Source organism: Corynebacterium incognita, from assembly GCF_014217255.1.
Lineage (GTDB): Bacteria > Actinomycetota > Actinomycetes > Mycobacteriales > Mycobacteriaceae > Corynebacterium > Corynebacterium incognitum.
Genome location: NZ_CP059404.1, coordinates 1,748,114 through 1,764,131, shown reverse-complemented (window position 1 = coordinate 1,764,131; position 16,018 = coordinate 1,748,114). Strand labels below are relative to the sequence as shown.

Here is a 16,018-nt window from a genome sequence, read left to right as displayed (position 1 = left end):
GAAGAAGAATTGCCTAGTGCGCTGTTAACGCGGCGCACCGCCCGCGGGAAGTTCTCCACGAACTCGCCCCGCGGGCCTTTGTCGTCAGCTAGGCTTTCTCCGTATGCGCGCCCAACACCTGGCAGCCCAGCTGCGCACCGACATCTCCGATGCCCGCTTCGCCCCGGGGGACCAGCTCCAAGAGGTCCACATCGCGCAGCGCTACGACGTCTCCCGCAACACCCTGCGCGAAGCCTTTGCCATGTTGGCCGCCCACAATCTAGTAGAGCGCATCCCCAACCGCGGGGTATTCATCGCGACCCCGGACCGTGCGTCCGCCCGCGATCTCTATGCAGCCCGCGCGGCCCTGGAGCCCGCGGCGATCTTGTGGGGCGAGCATCTCGACGTCGACAAGCTCACCGCCACCACCGAGCGTGCCCGGGAACTCGCGCAGGCCGACGACTCCGATTCGCTGCGCGCGGTCGGCTCGGTGAACCAAGACTTCCACCGGCTTATCGTCGCGGGCATGGGCTCGCCTTTCCTTGACAAGACCATGGACAACCTCCTGGCCCAGATGCGTCTATGCTTCCTGGCAGTGCTCAAGGAAGAACCGACATTCCACTCGAACTACGCCACGTTCAACGCGCACTTGAGCGAGCTCATCGCCCACGGCGAGGGCGCCACCGCCGCCGAGGAACTACGCCGCTCGTTGGCGGAGACCTGCGAACACATCTGCGACGTCCTGCCGCGCTAGGGCACGCAAAGGCACGCTAGGGCACCTGGTACTCGGCGTCGCGGGCGTCGGTGATGAGCATCTTGCCCGGCGCGTGAGTAAGCGCCAGGGACGGCCGGGAATTCATCACCACTGCCTGCGGGGTCACCCCGCAGGCCCAGAACACTGGGATAGTGCCCTCGGGGATCTCCACGGCGTCACCGAAATCGGGCCGGGACAGGTCCGTAATGCCAATGGCCTCCGGGTCGCCGACGTGCAGTGGCGCGCCGTGTACGGCCGGGTAGCGCGAGGAAATCCGCACGGCATCAGCCACGCGATCCGCGCGGATCGGACGCATGGACACCACAGTCGGCCCACTGAACACACCCGCGGGTGCGGTCGGAATGGTGGTCTTGTACATGGGCACGTTGACGCCCTGGTCCAGGTGCGCGAGCGCAATCCCGGCCTCCAACAACGGGGTCTCGAACGTGAAGGAGCAGCCGATGAGGAAGCCCACCATGTTCTCGTCCCATACCTCGCGCACGCCCGCGGGCTCGTCGACGAGCTCGCCGTCGCGGAAGACGCGGTAGCCCGGTACGTCCATGCGAATATCGCCGCCCGGCAGGAGCTCGGAGGCGTACTGCCCCGGCTCCAGGACCCCGATGACGGGGCACGGCTTCGGGTTGCGCTGCGCGAACAGCAGGAAGTCAAAGGCGTATTCCTTGGGCAGCGCGATGAGGTTTGCCTGCGTACAACCGCGCGCCACTCCAGACGTGGTCACCACGGAGTGCTCGCGGTAGTACCCGCGGGCGTCGGCAGGCGTGGTCTCGGGACCAGGAATAGCGAGGGACATTGTTGAACTCCTTCGGGACGTGCGAATCAGGTTTCAGCCTAAACCTCTGGGGACAAACCTCTGGGTGGCTTCACAAACGGCACGCCAAAAATGCGCCAAACATTGGTGTGTCGCTCGAGGTTTAGCGTACATACGCCGAAACCCGAGACAACACAGTCGCTGTCCCGGGCGGTATGAGGTGAAAGGTTAAGCCCAGAGGGCGGTGATGCCGGAGAAGGCCTTGATGCCCATGAAGAGGCAGAGGATGAGGGCCAGGAAGCCGATGACGATGAGCCACTTCGGGTACTTGTAGCCGTCCAGGAGATCCTGGCGCTTGACAGTCACCCACATCACCACAGCCACACCGATGGGGAGGATAAGGCCGTTGAAGGCGCCGGCGAAGATGAGCAGCTTCTGCGGGGCCTGGCCCACGAACGCGAATACGAGGGTGCACACCACGATGAGGCCGATGGTCAGGCCCGCGGTGACCTTCGGGTTGGTCTCCTTGGTGGTGATGAAGCTAATCGAGGTGTACGACGCACCGATGATGGAGGACAGACCCGCGGCAAAGAGCACCATGCCGAAGGCGCGCAGGCCGACCTCACCAGCAGCTTGAAAGAATACGTCGGCGGCAATGTTGTTCTTGTCCAACGCCACGCCGGTAGCCACCACGCCGAGAACCGCCAGGAAGAGCAGCACGCGCATGATGCCGGTGACGATGATGCCGGACACGGACGTGCCGGTGATGTAGCCGACGTTCGCACGGCCGGTAATGCCTTCGTCGATGAGGCGATGGGCACCGGCGAAGGTGATGTAGCCGCCCACGGAGCCACCGATGAGCGTGGTGATGACGAAGAAGTCGATTTCACCCGGTGCGAAGGTATTCACAAACGCGTCGCCAACCGGCGGGTTGGACACGATGGCCACGTACAGCATGAGCAGGATCATGATGGCGCCGAGCAGGGCGACCAGGCGGTCCAGGGCCAGGCCTGCCTTCTTCGAGGTGAAGATGAGTGCCGCGATCGTGGCGGCGATGATGCCGCCCCAGCGAGCGTCGATGCCAAACATGGCGTTCATGCCCAGGCCGGAGCCGGCGATGTTGCCGATGTTAAAGATGGCGCCGCCAATAAACACGAGCACGGCCATGAACCAGCCAAGACCCTTGAATACTTCATTGCCCAGCTCGTTGGCGCGCATTCCGGTAAGTCCCAATACGCGCCAGACGTTGAGCTGGATAGCGATGTCCACGAGGATGGACACCACGATGGCGAACGCGAAGGCCGCGCCCATCTTCTCAGTAAAGACGGCCGTCTGGGTCAAAAAGCCCGGGCCGATGGCGGAGGTGGCCATGAGGAACATGGCGCCAGCCATGGCGGAAATGCCCACCTTGGTCTTCACCGTATTTGCCGGCGAGAAGGTGGTGTGGCCGTCGGCCACGTTGTCGCGATTCGTCTGTGCACTCACCATTGACACCCTTCGTGATGTAGGTCGCACTATTTTGTGATGCGCATCATCATAGGGTTTGTTCAACAATTTTGTCTAGCCGAGAAAGTTCCCCCAACTACCCCCGTTCGGGGATCAGCGCGCCGCGCGCCACCGCCGCCAGGCGATTCGCAGCGCGGAATGCGGCAGCGCCACAAGCTCCCGAAAGTAGTTCCGCGGCTTGTCCGGCCACGGTGTCGGCGCCGCCACCACACGCACGTGGTGGCCCAAGTGCCACGCCCACAGCCGGGTGCGCCGGACGTGGAAGTCGTTGGTCACCACGTACCACCACGGACTCTTGTCGCCCGTATCCCCAGGCACATGCTTCTCCGCGAGGAGGCGGTGGACGTTCTCCAGATTCTCGTTGGTGCTCGTTGCCTCGGACTCCACGATGACGCGGCGACGCGGCACCCCGTGGCTCACCAGGTAGTCGCGCATGGCGTGGGCTTCACCAAAGCCGGTGACCACGAACAGCGCACCATTGTCCGCAACCTCAAGGGCGCGGTCCAGGCGGGCGCGCAACAGCGCGTCCGGCACGCCGTCGATAAGCCGGGAGCCGAGAACCACCACCGGCAGCGGGAGCGGCACCGAACGCCGGGACACTACTCCCCCAGCAGCTGCGCGCGGAGATTCGCGTCCTTGCGCTCTACCTCGGTGGCCATATCCTCCTGGTACTGAGCCATCTTCTCCACCAGCGCCGGATCGCCCGCGCCCAAGATGCGCACGGCCAACAGGCCGGCGTTCTTCGCGCCGCCGATGGACACCGTGGCCACGGGGACGCCGCCGGGCATCTGAACGATGGACAGCAAGGAGTCCAGGCCGTCCAGATCCGCGAGTGCACGTGGAATGCCAATAACCGGCAACGGGGTAGCCGCGGCCACCATGCCCGGCAGGTGCGCGGCGCCACCAGCGCACGCGATGATCGCTTTGAGGCCACGCTCGTGGGCACTCTTGGCGTAGTTGAGCATCTTCTCCGGGGTGCGGTGCGCGGAGACCACACCGACCTCAAAAGGCACCGCAAAATCGGCGAGGACCTGCGCGGCAGGCTCCACGGTGGGCCAGTCCGAATCCGAGCCCATAATCAGGCCGACCACTGGTGTTGGTTGCTCCGTCATGACTGTGACACTGTCCTTCCCTAAAAAGTGAGTGAGAGTTGTGCGTACCGCTCAACTTAGCTGGCACCTATTCGAAATGTAGCGGGTGGCTAGTCGACGCTGGGCGCGTAGCCGTCTTCCCACTGCGCCTGCACCAGGAACTGCGCCGCCAGGTGCGCCTCGTGCCGGGTCTGTGCGGAGTCCTGGCCACGAAGGTTCACATGCCCAATCTTGCGGCCCGCACGGTGCTCCTTGCCGTAGAGGTGGATCTTGGCCTGCGGAAAGCGGCGCAGCACGTGCTGCACACGCTCCTGCATCGGCATCTCCGGGTCCTCCGGGGCGCCCAGAACGTTGGCCATGACCGCCACCGGCGCGGTGGCCTCCGTGGTTCCCAGCGGGTAGTCGAGCACCGCGCGCAGGTGCTGCTCAAACTGGGAGGTCACCGAGCCGTCCTGCGTCCAATGCCCGGTGTTGTGCGGGCGCATGGCCAACTCGTTAACGGCGATGTCCTGCTCGCCGTCGGCGTTGGTGAACTGGAACAGCTCCACCGCCAACACACCCGTGACGCCAAGGTTGTCAGCAATCAGCATGGCCAGCTGCCCGGCGCGCGCCGCCAGCTGCGGGTCCAGCTCCGGTGCAGGCGCCACGGCTTCCACGCAAATGCCGTCCTTTTGCACGGACTCGGCGATCTGCCACGCCTTGGTCTCCCCCGACGGGCGCCGCGTCACCAGAGCAGAAAGTTCGTGGGTCAAGGCCACCTTCGCCTCAGCCATGAGCGGGGTTCCGGCTTCCAAGAGCTTCTCGACGAGCGCGGTCAGCTCCTGCTTGCCTTCCGGGAACCACACGCCGTGGCCGTCGTAGCCGCCGCGGCGGGCCTTGAGGCATACCGCGCCCTTTACCTCATCGAAGAAGGCCTCGGCATCGGCCACGGAATCGATGGCGGCAAAGGCCGGGATCGGCGCGCCAAGTTCTGCCAGACGGCGCCGCATGACCAGCTTGTCCTGGGCGTTGACGAGCGCGCCAGGGCCGGGTTGGACGGACAAGCCGGCGTCGATAAGCGCCTGCAGGTGCTCGGTGGGCACGTGCTCATGATCAAAGGTGACCGCCGCCGACCCCTTGGTCACGCGCAGCAGGTCATCTACGTTGGTGTAATCGCCCAGCTGCACGTCGCCGGACACCTGCGCCGCCGACGCGGTGCGGGAACCGGCCAGCACGCGCAGCGACAGGCCCAGCTCGATGGCCGCGGTCTGCATCATGCGCGCCAGCTGCCCATCACCGATCACGGTGACGGTGGGTACGCCTGGCAGCTCCAACGGCGAATGTTCAACGGAATCAGCGTTATCAGCAGTCGTAGTCACGCCGTCAATAGTAATCACCACAGCCCGCGACCATGAAGCCGCGTCCCTGGCTTTAACGCCAGATGGGCGAGTGCAACTGCTGCAGGGAGTCGTCGATGATGCGCTCGATCTTCTTCGGCTTGGGCAAATCCGGGAAATACAGCGGTCTATCGTATCCGCGGATGGCCAGGGTGATCCCACCGCGGCGACGACGCACTCCAGCGACGTCACGCAGGGGAATGGAATCCGTGTGCGCGCCGAAGTTTCCGCCGCGCGCGAGGATCCGGTGGTTGGTGACAATGAACCGGCGCCGGCGCGCCCGCATGAGGGGAAGGACGAAGCGCCACAAGGCGAGCAGCGCCCACGCCAGCAGCACCGCGCCGCGTTGGGTGGGGTCAAAAGTATTGGCGTCAATCCAGCCGATGCCCATCCAGCACACGCCGGTGATGAGTACCAGCTCCAGGACGGGGAAAAGGAAGCTGCGGTACGGCGCGGTCACATCCACGCGTTTGATCTCGCCCTCGCGCATGCTGAGCTTGCCCATCGCACCTTCCTTTCACTTCTTCGTGACGGCCGCTTCGTTGGCGGTGGTCTCTACTTTATCGTCTCCGCCATGTGCGGCCGGGGCCTACTTGGCTGGGCGCAAGTGCGTGACGTCGCCGGCGGAGTACAGCTGCCCGGCAACCTGGATGCGGCCGTCGTCGGCCACGGCGTCGACGGTTCCCACGACATCGCCCGTCGGGGCCTCGAGGCGGACCTCCTGCCCGATGGACGAGCACACCGCGCGGTAGTCCGCCATGAGCTGCGGATCCCCGGACTCCCACTGGTCTAGGCGCTTGGCGAGGGCGGTGAGAACGTCGATAGCGAGCTGGGTGCGGTTAGTCTCCTTGCCCTCGAGTGCTAGCGACGTGGCGTGCTCGACGGGCAGCTGCTCGCGGGTCATGCCGACGTTGATGCCCATGCCCAACACCGCCCGCAGGTCCGGGTGCGCCTCCCCCGCCAACTCTCCTTCCGCCTTGCCGGACTTGAACTCACCCTCGGCCTTGCCGGACTTGTATTCGGCACTCTTGCCGGATTTAAAGGCGCCGCCCAGCGGGCCGGCCTCAGCGAGTATGCCGCATAGCTTCTTGCCGTCGATGAGGACGTCGTTAGGCCACTTCAGGACAGTGCCCGGAATCGCATCGGTGACGGCTAGTCCGCCGACCAGCGGGAGCAGGCCCAAAATGTCCGCCTTGGGCGGGACCACCAACAGCGAGAAGGTGAGCTGGCTGCCTTCCGGCGCCACCCAGGTGCGGCCGAGTCGTCCCTTGCCGGCGGTCTGCGAATTGGTGAGCAGCACGGTGCGGTCGGCTACCTTCTCCTCACTGAGCAAGTCAGTATTAGTAGAGCCGGTTTCCGGCACGTAGCGGACGTCGGCTAGCAGGCCGGTCTCAACGAGGGCAGATGTCAAGGCTTCGACGTCGATGGCGTCAGCGGTCTGGGAGCTAGTGCTTGCAGAAGAGTTCATGCTCTCAAGCTTACGCCGAGGTCTCAGAGCCTCATGACACACTCGCATTGAGCGACCTAGCTGAGCTAATATCGGATGCAACTGCGGGGGCAGGGTTGAAATTCAACCATGAGGAGCAAGTTCGGGGCGAGCTTTCACATTTGCGCTCCTCTTGCACTAAGAGCTATCACAAAGTTCATTGCTCCTCGCCTTCCTGCTGTAATCGTGGGAATGGCGAGGATTTTTATTGCCAGGTAGGGCCCGATGCCGACACTAAATCAGAACTCACCGAATCGTCTCGAGAGCGTAGATGTCTTCCTAGACTAGGAGAACGTTCGACGCACCACTCGTCAAGACGACAACGGGAGAGACCGCACCTGATGCAGTTAGCGTGATGTCGTGCGACACGGATGTGGAACCCACAGTCGAGTTTGTGCTCACAGAGATCCGTACCCACATTGAGATCGCGGCCTGGAACGGAATGGATAGCACCCCCCTTTTTTATCCGCCACTACTTAAAACAGGGACTCAAAAGGCCCTACTGCCATTTTCTAAATGAGCGCGCTTTCAACACGGTGCGAATAGACGACAAAGAACTGTGGCCTCAAGGTTTCCTCCGGTGAAACAGGCTCTAAGTAGTTCAAGACACGTCACCAGCCCCGACTTTGACGCGTTTGCCCGAAAACCGCCGGCACGGGAGGGCACATGCGAGGAAAGTGGGGAGGACGGGCGGGCGGGGGCGCTTGCCGATGCCTGACGGCGTTAGCCCCACGGCTCACCCCCGGAATGCGAGGTTTCCCTCATATTTTTTGCGGGGGTTGAGCAGGGTTTTTGTTTTGCTCACCTAAATTGTTGGCGTTTCACGCTGGATTGCCGCAGTGTGACAGCCTATTATCTTCGAACATGACCATTTCCTCATCTTCTACGGACCTCGAAAGCCTGGCCACCGCGACCACCGCGGACAAGATCGCTGACCTCAAGCGCCGCCGCGAACAGGCAGAGCAGCCGATGGGCCAGCGCGCCATCGACAAGGTCCACGCCAAGGACCGCATGACCGCCCGCGAGCGCCTGGACTACCTGTTAGATGAGGGCTCCTTCGTCGAAACCGACGCCCTGGTCAAGCACCGCACCCACGACTTTGGCATGGCCGCCAAGCGCCCGCTCACCGACGGCATCGTCACCGGCTGGGGCACCATCGACGGCCGCGAGGTCTGCATCTTCAGCCAGGACGGCACCGTCTTCGGCGGCGCCCTCGGCGAGGTCTACGGCGAGAAGATGTGCAAGCTTATGGAACTGGCCGTTACCACCGGCCGCCCGCTCATCGGCCTCTACGAGGGCGCCGGCGCCCGCATCCAGGAAGGCGCGGTCTCCCTGGACTGGATCGCCAAAACCTTCTACCAGAACATCAAGGCCTCCGGCGTGGTGCCGCAGATCTCCGTCATCATGGGAGCCTCCGCAGGCGGCAACGCCTACTCCCCCGCCTTGACTGACTTCGTGGTCATGGTCAAGGAGAAGTCCAAGATGTTCGTCACCGGCCCGGACGTCATCACCACAGTGACCGGCGAGCAGATTACCCAGGAGGAGTTGGGCGGCGCGGACATCCACATGACGTCGGCAGGCAACTCCCACTACACCGCCGAGTCGGACGAAGACGCCCTGGACTGGGTACATGACCTGGTGGGATTCCTGCCGTCCAACAACCGCGAACTCGCCCCCGCTTTGGAGACGCACGCGGAAACCGGCGACGTATCCGAGCACATGACCGCCGACGACCTCGCGCTGGACGAAATCATCCCGGACTCCCCGTCCTCGCCCTACGACGTCCGCGACGTCATCTCCGCCATCACCGACGACGCCGAGTACATGGAGATTCAGGCCGAGCGCGCCGAGAACGTGGTCATCGCCTTCGGCCGCGTGGAGGGTGAGACCGTGGGCTTCGTGGCCAACCAGCCGATGGTGTTCGCCGGCTGCTTGGACATCGACGCCTCCGAGAAGGCTGCCCGCTTCGTGCGCACCTGCGATGCGTTCAACATCCCGATTGTTTTGCTTGTCGACGTCCCTGGCTTCCTGCCCGGCAAGGACCAGGAGCACAACGGCATCCTGCGCCGCGGCGCGAAGCTGTTGTACGCCTACGGCGAGGCCACGGTCCCGAAGATCACCGTCACGATGCGCAAGGCCTACGGCGGCGCCTACTGCGTGATGGGCTCCAAGGGCCTGGGCGCAGACGTGAACCTGGCATGGCCGACCGCGCAGATCGCCGTCATGGGTGCGAAGGGCGCGGTGGGCTTCATCCACCGCCACGAGCTGCGCCAGGCCAAGGAAGACGGCCTCAACGTCGAGGCCCTCACCGAGTCCTTTGAGCGCCAGTACGAAAACCACATGCTCACCCCGTACCAAGCTGCTGAGCGGGGTCTCATCGACGCCGTCATCGTCCCGAGTGAGACCCGCGGCATGATTTCCCGCTACCTGCGTCTGTACAAGGACAAGAACGTCGCCCGCCCGGCACGCAAACACGGAAACATTCCGCTGTAAACTGTTCAACCATGAGTGATAATCCGGACATGAAGACCACCGCCGGGAAGATTGAGAACCTGGGCAATCTCCTGGCCCAAGCCGCCGCACCCATGGGCGAAGACGTAGCCGCCGCGACCCGCGAGGCAGGCCGCCTCACCGCGCGCGACCGCGTCCTCCGCTTGGTGGACGAAGGGTCTTTCGTGGAAACCGACGCCCTGGCGCGCCACCGTTCCAAGGACTTCGGCCGGGAGCACGACCGCCCCGCCACCGACGGCGTGGTCACCGGTTACGGCACCATTTCGGGACAGAAGGTGTGCGTCTTCTCCCAAGACGTCACCGTCTTTGATGGCACGGTGGGCGAGGTCTACGGCGATAAGCTGACTAAGCTCTACGACCTCGCGCTCAAGACCGGCGTGCCCGTCGTGGGCATCTACGAATCCGCAGGCCCGCGCGTGCAGGAGGGCATCGTCACCCTGGCGATGTACTCCCGCATCATGGCGCGCATGACCGCCGCCTCCGGCCTTATCCCGCAGGTCGCCGTGGTGGTAGGCGACAACGAGGGTATGGCCGCGTTCCCGCCGGTGCTTGCCGACGTCGTGGTTATCTCCCAGGACGGCGCCCTCCACCAGGCCACCCCGAAGGTCGTGGAGCAGGTCTTCGGTGACGCCGACGCGACCGTCGACAAGCTTGGTGACGCCGCAGTGCATGCCACCGAATCCGGCACCGCGCACCTGGTGGCGGACTCGGACGCGCACGCCATCGACGTTGCCCGTGAGGTGCTGGAGTATTTCCCCGCCAACAACCGCGCGGAGGCCGCCCGCACCGCCGTGGCCCCGATGGCGGGTTCCATCGCTGACAACATCAGCGACGCCGACCGCGCGCTCGACTCCATCATCCCGGACGAGGACCAGGCCGCCTACGACATGGCCGACGTGATTCGCGGCGTGGTGGACGAGGGTTCCTTCTACGAGCTGTCCGCCGAGTACGCGCCGAACCTCATCACCGGCTTCGCCCGCGTCGAAGGCCGCGTGGTGGGCGTGGTGGCCAACCAGCCGATGGTGCAGGCCGGCGCGCTGGATACTCGCGCGGCGGAAAAGGGCGCACGGTTTATCCGCACGTGCGATGCCTTCAACACCCCCATCGTGGAATTCGTGGACTCCCCTGGCTTTATCCCGTCCCCGGAGGAAGAGCGGGCGGGCCTGCTGCGCCGCGGTGCGAAGCTGGCCTACGCCTTCGCGGAGGCCTCCGTGGGCACGCTGACCGTCATCACCCGCAAGGCCATCGGTCCGGCGTACGTGATGATGGGCTCCAAGGACTTGGGCGCGGACCTCGTGTACGCGTGGCCTACCGCGGATATTGCGGTGGCCCAGGCCTCCGTGGCCGCCGAAGCCATTTACGGCGAGCCCACCGACGAGCAGGTCAGCGACTATGCGGACAAGCACATGGGCCCGTACCTCGCTGCCGAGCGCGGGCTTGCCGACGCCGTCATCGAGCCCTCCGCGACCCGCGGCCACCTCATCGAGGGCCTGCGCCTGCTGGAACGCAAGATCACTCCAGCGAACGTGAAGAAGCACGGCAACCTGCCGCTGTAGAAAGGACACCTATGGATTTCAAGGTAGTAAAGGGCCAGCCCTCCCCGGCCGAGATCGCCGCGCTGGGCCTCGTGCTCACGCAGCTGGAGGAAGAGGCCAAGGCGCAGCGCGCCGGCGACACCGGTCCGCGCAACCTGTGGGGCCGCTCCGGCGGGCGCCTGCAGCCCGATACCGTGTTCAACCCCTCGGCGTTCCGCAACGTCCGCTATTACTAGTAGTTCTAGCCCAGGAGCTTTCAGCCCGCCATGACCACACCTCCCCGCATCGTGTTGGCGTCGCAGTCGCCGTCGCGCGCCTCGATCCTGCGCTCCGCAGGCGCGGAACCGGTGCTGCACCCGGCGCACGTGGACGAAGAGTCCATCCAGGCAGAGTTGACCGGGCGGCCTCCGGCGGAGATCGTCGCGGCACTGGCGGGCGCTAAGGCCCACGCAGTGGCCGCGGACTACCCGGACGACGTGGTCATTGGTGGCGACTCCATGCTGCTGTTGCACGGCGAGCTGCAGGGAAAACCGCACACCGCCGAGCGCACCGTGGAACGCTGGCATGCCCAGGCGGGCCAGACCGCGTACCTGCTGACGGGTCACTGCATCCTCTACCGCGGACGCGAGCACGCGGAGACCTCCGAGACCGCGGTGCACTTCGCCGCCGCCTCCGAGGCAGACATCGCGGCGTACGCCGCTACCGGCGAACCTCTGGAGTGCGCGGGCGCATTCACCCTGGAAGCTCTCGGTGGCTGGTTCATCGACCGCATTGAGGGTGATCCTTCGTCCGTCATCGGCCTCTCCTTGCCCGTCGTCCGCCGCGCACTCTACGGCTTCGGTCTTGACGCCTCGCAGTTCTGGAACCGCTGAGCGCGCCTCCGTGGCGCCCTGACACCCGGACATCCTGACGCTATGACACAGTCGCTCATCGAAGCCCTCCCCGACATCATCGCCGCGGGCCGACGCCAGGCCGCAGAACTGCTGGAGCACGCCGCGCACTCCCCCGGCGCGTTCCGCCTCCACGAGGAGGTCTACCCCGAGGCGTCGACCGCCGCCATAACCGCCGCCAGCCCTGCTGGCCGGCTCATCCACGGCGACAACCTCGACGCCCTCGCTGCCCTACTCACCGGTCCAGAAAGCCTGCGCGACCAGGTGGACTTCATCTACATTGACCCACCCTTCGCCTCCGCCGCCCACTACGAAAAGACCCACCGCCTGCCCGGCCTAGACTTTAAGCAGCTGGCTTACTCCGACACCGTGGGTACCGCCGACTACCTGGCCATGCTCGCCCCACGGCTGTTCCTCATGCGCGAGCTCCTCGCCCCCACGGGAACGATTTACGTGCACATCGACTGGCATGTGGGCCATTACGTCAAGCTGCTGCTCGACGCCGTCTTCGGCACCGAGAACCTCATCAACGAAATCATTTGGCGCTACGGCAAGATGTCCAACACTTCGCGCCGCTTCCCGCAGAACCACGACACCATCTTCTCTTACGCCAAGGACCGGCAGCGCTACTATTTCCGACCCATCGCTGGCGCGGACAGCGAATACCGCACCCGGTACCGCAACCTCTTGGTGGACAACAAGGTCACCTTCGGTGCGGCCAAGGGGCGCGCGGACAAGCTTCTCGACGGCCGCGTGCGCAAGCTCGAGCGCGAGCTCGGCCGCCCACTCGAGGACGCGGACGTGCTCTTCGACTTCGACGAGGAGTTCAAACTCCAAGACGACGTGTTCTACGACATCTCCATCATCCGGGGCAACGCCGCGGAGCGTCTGCACTACGCCACCCAGAAACCGGCGCGACTGCTCGAGCGGCTCCTGGAGGCCTCCTGCCCGCCGGGCGGGCTGGTGGCGGACTTCTTCTGCGGTTCCGGGACCACCGCCGCCGTGGCGGAGGCTACCGGGCGGCGCTGGATCACCGCGGACGTGGGCCAACCAGCGATCGCCACTACCCGCTCCCGGCTGGTGGCGGCGGGCGCGCGTCCCTTCGTCGTCGAGATGCTCGGGGCAGACCCGCTGTCCCCTTCACGGCCACATGCGCCCGCGCAGATCACGGCCACGCTACAGTGCGGCACTGACGGCACCGTCACCGTGGAGCTCACGGGGTACAGCGGCGTAGAGGCGGCGGTGCGGGCCGCCGACAACCTCGAACTTGCAGCGCTCTACGCGGCGGAACCGCTGGCGCTCATCGAGTACTGGGCAATCGATACCGACTACGACGGCGCGACCTTCCGCGCCCGCTGGCACACCTACCGCGGGGCTGACAAAGCCGAACCGCGCCGCACGCCGGTCGTCGCCAAGCTCCCTGCACACAACAACGCACCCGGGGACGCTGGGTCCCTACGGGTGCGCGCGGTGGATATCTTCGGCCACCAGGCTGAACTGAACCACGTGGAAGAATTCGAAACGCGTTACATTTCAGAATAAAAATATAGTTTAATATTAATTAATCTAAATTTAACCCGCCGAGTTCATGAGCCCGATCGCAAAGCTCGCTGAGTTTAAGTTGCGAAAATCTTTCGAAAATTAAGGAATTAAACTTGCCTAGGCCTGCCAATCCCATTATTACCCGGCTCATGGCTCAAACTGACATCAACCTCGCCCCTGGCGAAAAAGGAATGTATTCAATTTCTTTCCGCCCGAACCTTGTTCTCTTTTGGCTGCGCAGCACCTTCCTCATTACGAATCGCCGCATCGCAGTAAAGGTCCCAAATACGATTTTGGGAATCATTCCGCTCGGTTATGAAGAGCGCGCAATGCCGATGGGCTCCATCTCGGGAGTAAACGCTTCAGTCAAGGTCAAGGTCGGTCGACTTATTCTATTCGGCTTACTGACTTTGGCCTGTCTGGCCCAAACCTTCTCCAATGGCTTCAGCCTCGGTTGGGCACTGTTCATGCTCCTTTTTGCTGCCCTTACCGCAAATTCCATCCTTGCAAACTTGCAAGTCACCAACAATGGCGGAGGCGTAAGCGAAGCTACGGTTTCTATCCTTGACAAGTCCGCCCTAGAGCAGTTCAAGAACAAGGCAAACGAATACATTTATTCATCCACCACTGCCGGCACCTCTTGGGATGATGCTGTTAATCATCCGCCCCAGAATGGTGCACAACAACAATACCGCGGTCCTGTTTCCGGTCAGCAAGATTTCGGAAGCATGTAACCATACGAGATTCACCACTGCCTCAGGAATAGCTTTCATTTGTAAAGCTCCTGAGGCTTTTGCGTTTCCAAGACTACGAGTCCCCACACTACCGTTCGTTCCGATATCCTTAGCTGCATGGACATGAAAGATATGCTTGCTCCCCCGCCTGTGAATCTACCGGTGGATCCGGCCGCCGCGAAGCTCGCGGAGGTCGCGCCCACCAACCCGGTTTTCGCCACTGCCCTCAAGGAAGTGGCTACGGAATTCCCCGCGAGCCCGCTCGTGTGGGCGCTCATCGCGGAGCAGGCGCTTGCTGAGGCCCGCGGTAACGAAAGCGCGGAGCTGCGCGCGAGCGATTACGTCACGGCCTACGCGTACGCGCGCACCGGCTACCACCGCGGCCTGGACCGCCTGCGCGGCAACGGTTGGAAGGGCTGGGGCCCGGTGCCATTTTCCCACGAGCCCAACCAGGGTGTCCTGCGCGCCATCGCGGCACTCGCGCACGCCGCCCAGGCCATCGGCGAGGACGAAGAGTACGACCGACTCCGCCAGATGCTGTCCGACGCCGACCCAGACTGCGTGGCCACGCTCCTCGACAGCTAGATCTCTGGCGGCGACCAAATACACAAAAGTCGGGACCCAAAGGTCGGATTCAAGCTCGCGCACGAGCGTATCCGACCTTTGGGTCCCGACCTTTAGCCGTAGCGGCGGGAGGGGAGCCTCGCCGCCTAGGCATTATTAATCGTTGCCGTGGAACTCGGTGAACTTCACCCGGTTCTTCTCTTCGCAACGGCCGATTGCTTCCTTAGCCACCATTTCCTGGATGCCCATGTCCAACTCAGAGGTGAAGCCAACGCAGGAGCAGTTGATCTCGCCGAGAACGTAGGTGTCCTCGCCGTTCTCGCCGTCGGCCAGCATGAAGTCTGCGGTCCAAATCAGCGGGATGTTGTCGCCGCCGAGCTTCTCAGCGATGACCGGGCGGGCCTCAGCGAACATGTCGACGAGCTCCTGCCATGCCTCCGGCTTGTCGTAGGTGTACTTCGCGCCGGAGAACAGGGTTGCGGAGAAGTTGTCGCCGCCCTCGGCCGGCTTCTTGTGCACAACGAAAACCGGGTGCGGGCCAACGAGCAAGATGCGGATCTCGCCCTCAACGATGCGCGGCATGAAGCGCATGTCCACGAGCATGCCGTTGTCACCGATGATGTACTGGTCGCAGAAGTCCATGAAGTCACCCAGCTCACGCTCCTCGGTGTGGTTATCCACTGCCTCGGTGCACTTGATCTTGGTGTCCAGCGGCAGAGCGGTGCCCGGCTCGACAGACTCAGCCAGCTCCTTGTCCACCAGCTGCACGCGCCAAATGCCGGAACCGGTGGAACCACGGTTTTGCTTGAGAACGCGCTCGCCGTAGGACAGGGACTTAGGGAAGGTCTCGTGGAAGGACTCAACGTCGTAGTATGCGGCGGTGTCAGCCGGAACCAGGTCGGTGTCGTTCAGCTTCACCAGGGCGTCCTTCGCGCCGTAGGCCATCATCTCGGCCGGGGTGGACATTCCCACCAGCCCAGCCTCGGACAGCTTGGTCAGCATGTCGAAGTAGCCCTTCTCGCCACCAGGGATGTTACCCGGGTTCACGCGGGAGATGTAGCCATCGAAGTTATGGGAAACCTTCTCGAAAATCTCTTCAGCGTTATCCGGGTGGAAGTAGATGACCTCGGAGTCCCAGCCCTGCTCCTTAATGGAGTTCACGATAGGCATCGTGTCCTTGCGGTGGCCGTCCTCACCCTTGTCGTTTCCGCCCTCAACTTCAAATACAACGATTGCCTTATGCACGATTGTTTACCCTTTCGATCGCGAGTGCGCCTCACG

The 16,018-nt window shown here is 63.7% G+C and carries 16 protein-coding genes; 8 read left to right on the top strand and 8 right to left on the bottom strand.

Annotated elements, in window-relative coordinates; genetic code table 11:
* The first annotated feature begins 103 nt into the window (after window positions 1–103).
* Window positions 104–733 (top strand): GntR family transcriptional regulator, encoded by a 630-nt coding sequence (locus tag H0194_RS08205; protein ID WP_185175441.1) that lies wholly within the window; start codon window positions 104–106, stop codon window positions 731–733.
* Between the two features lie 16 nt (window positions 734–749).
* Here H0194_RS08205 and H0194_RS08200 read toward each other — a convergent pair whose 3' ends face one another.
* The 7 genes from H0194_RS08200 to H0194_RS08170 all read right to left on the bottom strand — a co-directional run bounded on the left by H0194_RS08200 (window position 750) and on the right by H0194_RS08170 (window position 6,943).
* Window positions 750–1,544: a putative hydro-lyase gene (locus H0194_RS08200; protein WP_185175440.1), complete on the bottom strand. Its 795-nt coding sequence runs from the start codon at window positions 1,542–1,544 to the stop codon at window positions 750–752.
* Between the two features lie 186 nt (window positions 1,545–1,730).
* A complete protein-coding gene (locus H0194_RS08195; protein ID WP_185176952.1) occupies window positions 1,731–2,894 on the bottom strand; it encodes an NRAMP family divalent metal transporter in 1,164 nt (387 codons plus the stop codon).
* A gap of 207 nt (window positions 2,895–3,101) precedes the next feature.
* Window positions 3,102–3,608: a YdcF family protein gene (locus tag H0194_RS08190; RefSeq protein ID WP_246388856.1), complete on the bottom strand. Its 507-nt coding sequence runs from the start codon at window positions 3,606–3,608 to the stop codon at window positions 3,102–3,104.
* Window positions 3,608–4,120 carry a 5-(carboxyamino)imidazole ribonucleotide mutase gene (gene purE / locus H0194_RS08185; RefSeq protein WP_185175439.1) on the bottom strand — a complete coding sequence of 171 codons (513 nt, stop codon included), beginning with the start codon at window positions 4,118–4,120 and terminating at the stop codon, window positions 3,608–3,610. Before purE ends, H0194_RS08190 begins: the two co-directional genes overlap by 1 nt.
* Before the next feature lie 89 nt (window positions 4,121–4,209).
* Entirely contained in the window at window positions 4,210–5,457 is a 1,248-nt protein-coding gene (locus tag H0194_RS08180; RefSeq protein WP_246388854.1) for a 5-(carboxyamino)imidazole ribonucleotide synthase, read from the bottom strand.
* Between the two features lie 52 nt (window positions 5,458–5,509).
* The gene (locus H0194_RS08175; protein ID WP_185175438.1) at window positions 5,510–5,980 is read right to left on the bottom strand and encodes a PH domain-containing protein; all 471 of its coding nucleotides are present in this window, start codon (window positions 5,978–5,980) and stop codon (window positions 5,510–5,512) included.
* Window positions 5,981–6,064: 84 nt separating this feature from the next.
* Window positions 6,065–6,943: a biotin--[acetyl-CoA-carboxylase] ligase gene (locus tag H0194_RS08170; protein ID WP_185175437.1), complete on the bottom strand. Its 879-nt coding sequence runs from the start codon at window positions 6,941–6,943 to the stop codon at window positions 6,065–6,067.
* Window positions 6,944–7,825: 882 nt separating this feature from the next.
* Between H0194_RS08170 and H0194_RS08165 the strand changes: the two genes are divergently transcribed.
* From H0194_RS08165 to H0194_RS08135, 7 genes are all read left to right on the top strand, one after another.
* Window positions 7,826–9,454 (top strand): acyl-CoA carboxylase subunit beta, encoded by a 1,629-nt coding sequence (locus H0194_RS08165; RefSeq protein ID WP_185175436.1) that lies wholly within the window; start codon window positions 7,826–7,828, stop codon window positions 9,452–9,454.
* 11 nt (window positions 9,455–9,465) lie between these two features.
* The gene (locus H0194_RS08160) at window positions 9,466–11,028 is read left to right on the top strand and encodes an acyl-CoA carboxylase subunit beta (protein ID WP_185175435.1); all 1,563 of its coding nucleotides are present in this window, start codon (window positions 9,466–9,468) and stop codon (window positions 11,026–11,028) included.
* Window positions 11,029–11,039: 11 nt separating this feature from the next.
* A complete protein-coding gene (locus H0194_RS08155; RefSeq protein ID WP_185175434.1) occupies window positions 11,040–11,243 on the top strand; it encodes an acyl-CoA carboxylase subunit epsilon in 204 nt (67 codons plus the stop codon).
* A gap of 30 nt (window positions 11,244–11,273) precedes the next feature.
* On the top strand, window positions 11,274–11,879 hold the full coding sequence (locus tag H0194_RS08150; RefSeq protein ID WP_185175433.1) for a Maf family protein: 606 nt from the start codon (window positions 11,274–11,276) through the stop codon (window positions 11,877–11,879).
* 42 nt (window positions 11,880–11,921) lie between these two features.
* Window positions 11,922–13,439, top strand: a complete 1,518-nt coding sequence (locus tag H0194_RS08145; protein ID WP_185175432.1) for a site-specific DNA-methyltransferase — start codon at window positions 11,922–11,924, stop codon at window positions 13,437–13,439.
* Window positions 13,440–13,588: 149 nt separating this feature from the next.
* Entirely contained in the window at window positions 13,589–14,173 is a 585-nt protein-coding gene (locus H0194_RS08140) for a hypothetical protein (RefSeq protein WP_185175431.1), read from the top strand.
* Window positions 14,174–14,290: 117 nt separating this feature from the next.
* Window positions 14,291–14,758, top strand: coding sequence for a DUF3151 domain-containing protein (locus H0194_RS08135; protein ID WP_185175430.1), 468 nt, complete (start codon window positions 14,291–14,293; stop codon window positions 14,756–14,758).
* 135 nt (window positions 14,759–14,893) lie between these two features.
* On the opposite strand, the gene H0194_RS08130 is transcribed toward H0194_RS08135, so the two are convergent.
* Entirely contained in the window at window positions 14,894–15,982 is a 1,089-nt protein-coding gene (locus H0194_RS08130; RefSeq protein ID WP_185175429.1) for a Cj0069 family protein, read from the bottom strand.
* Between the last annotated feature and the right edge of the window lie 36 nt (window positions 15,983–16,018).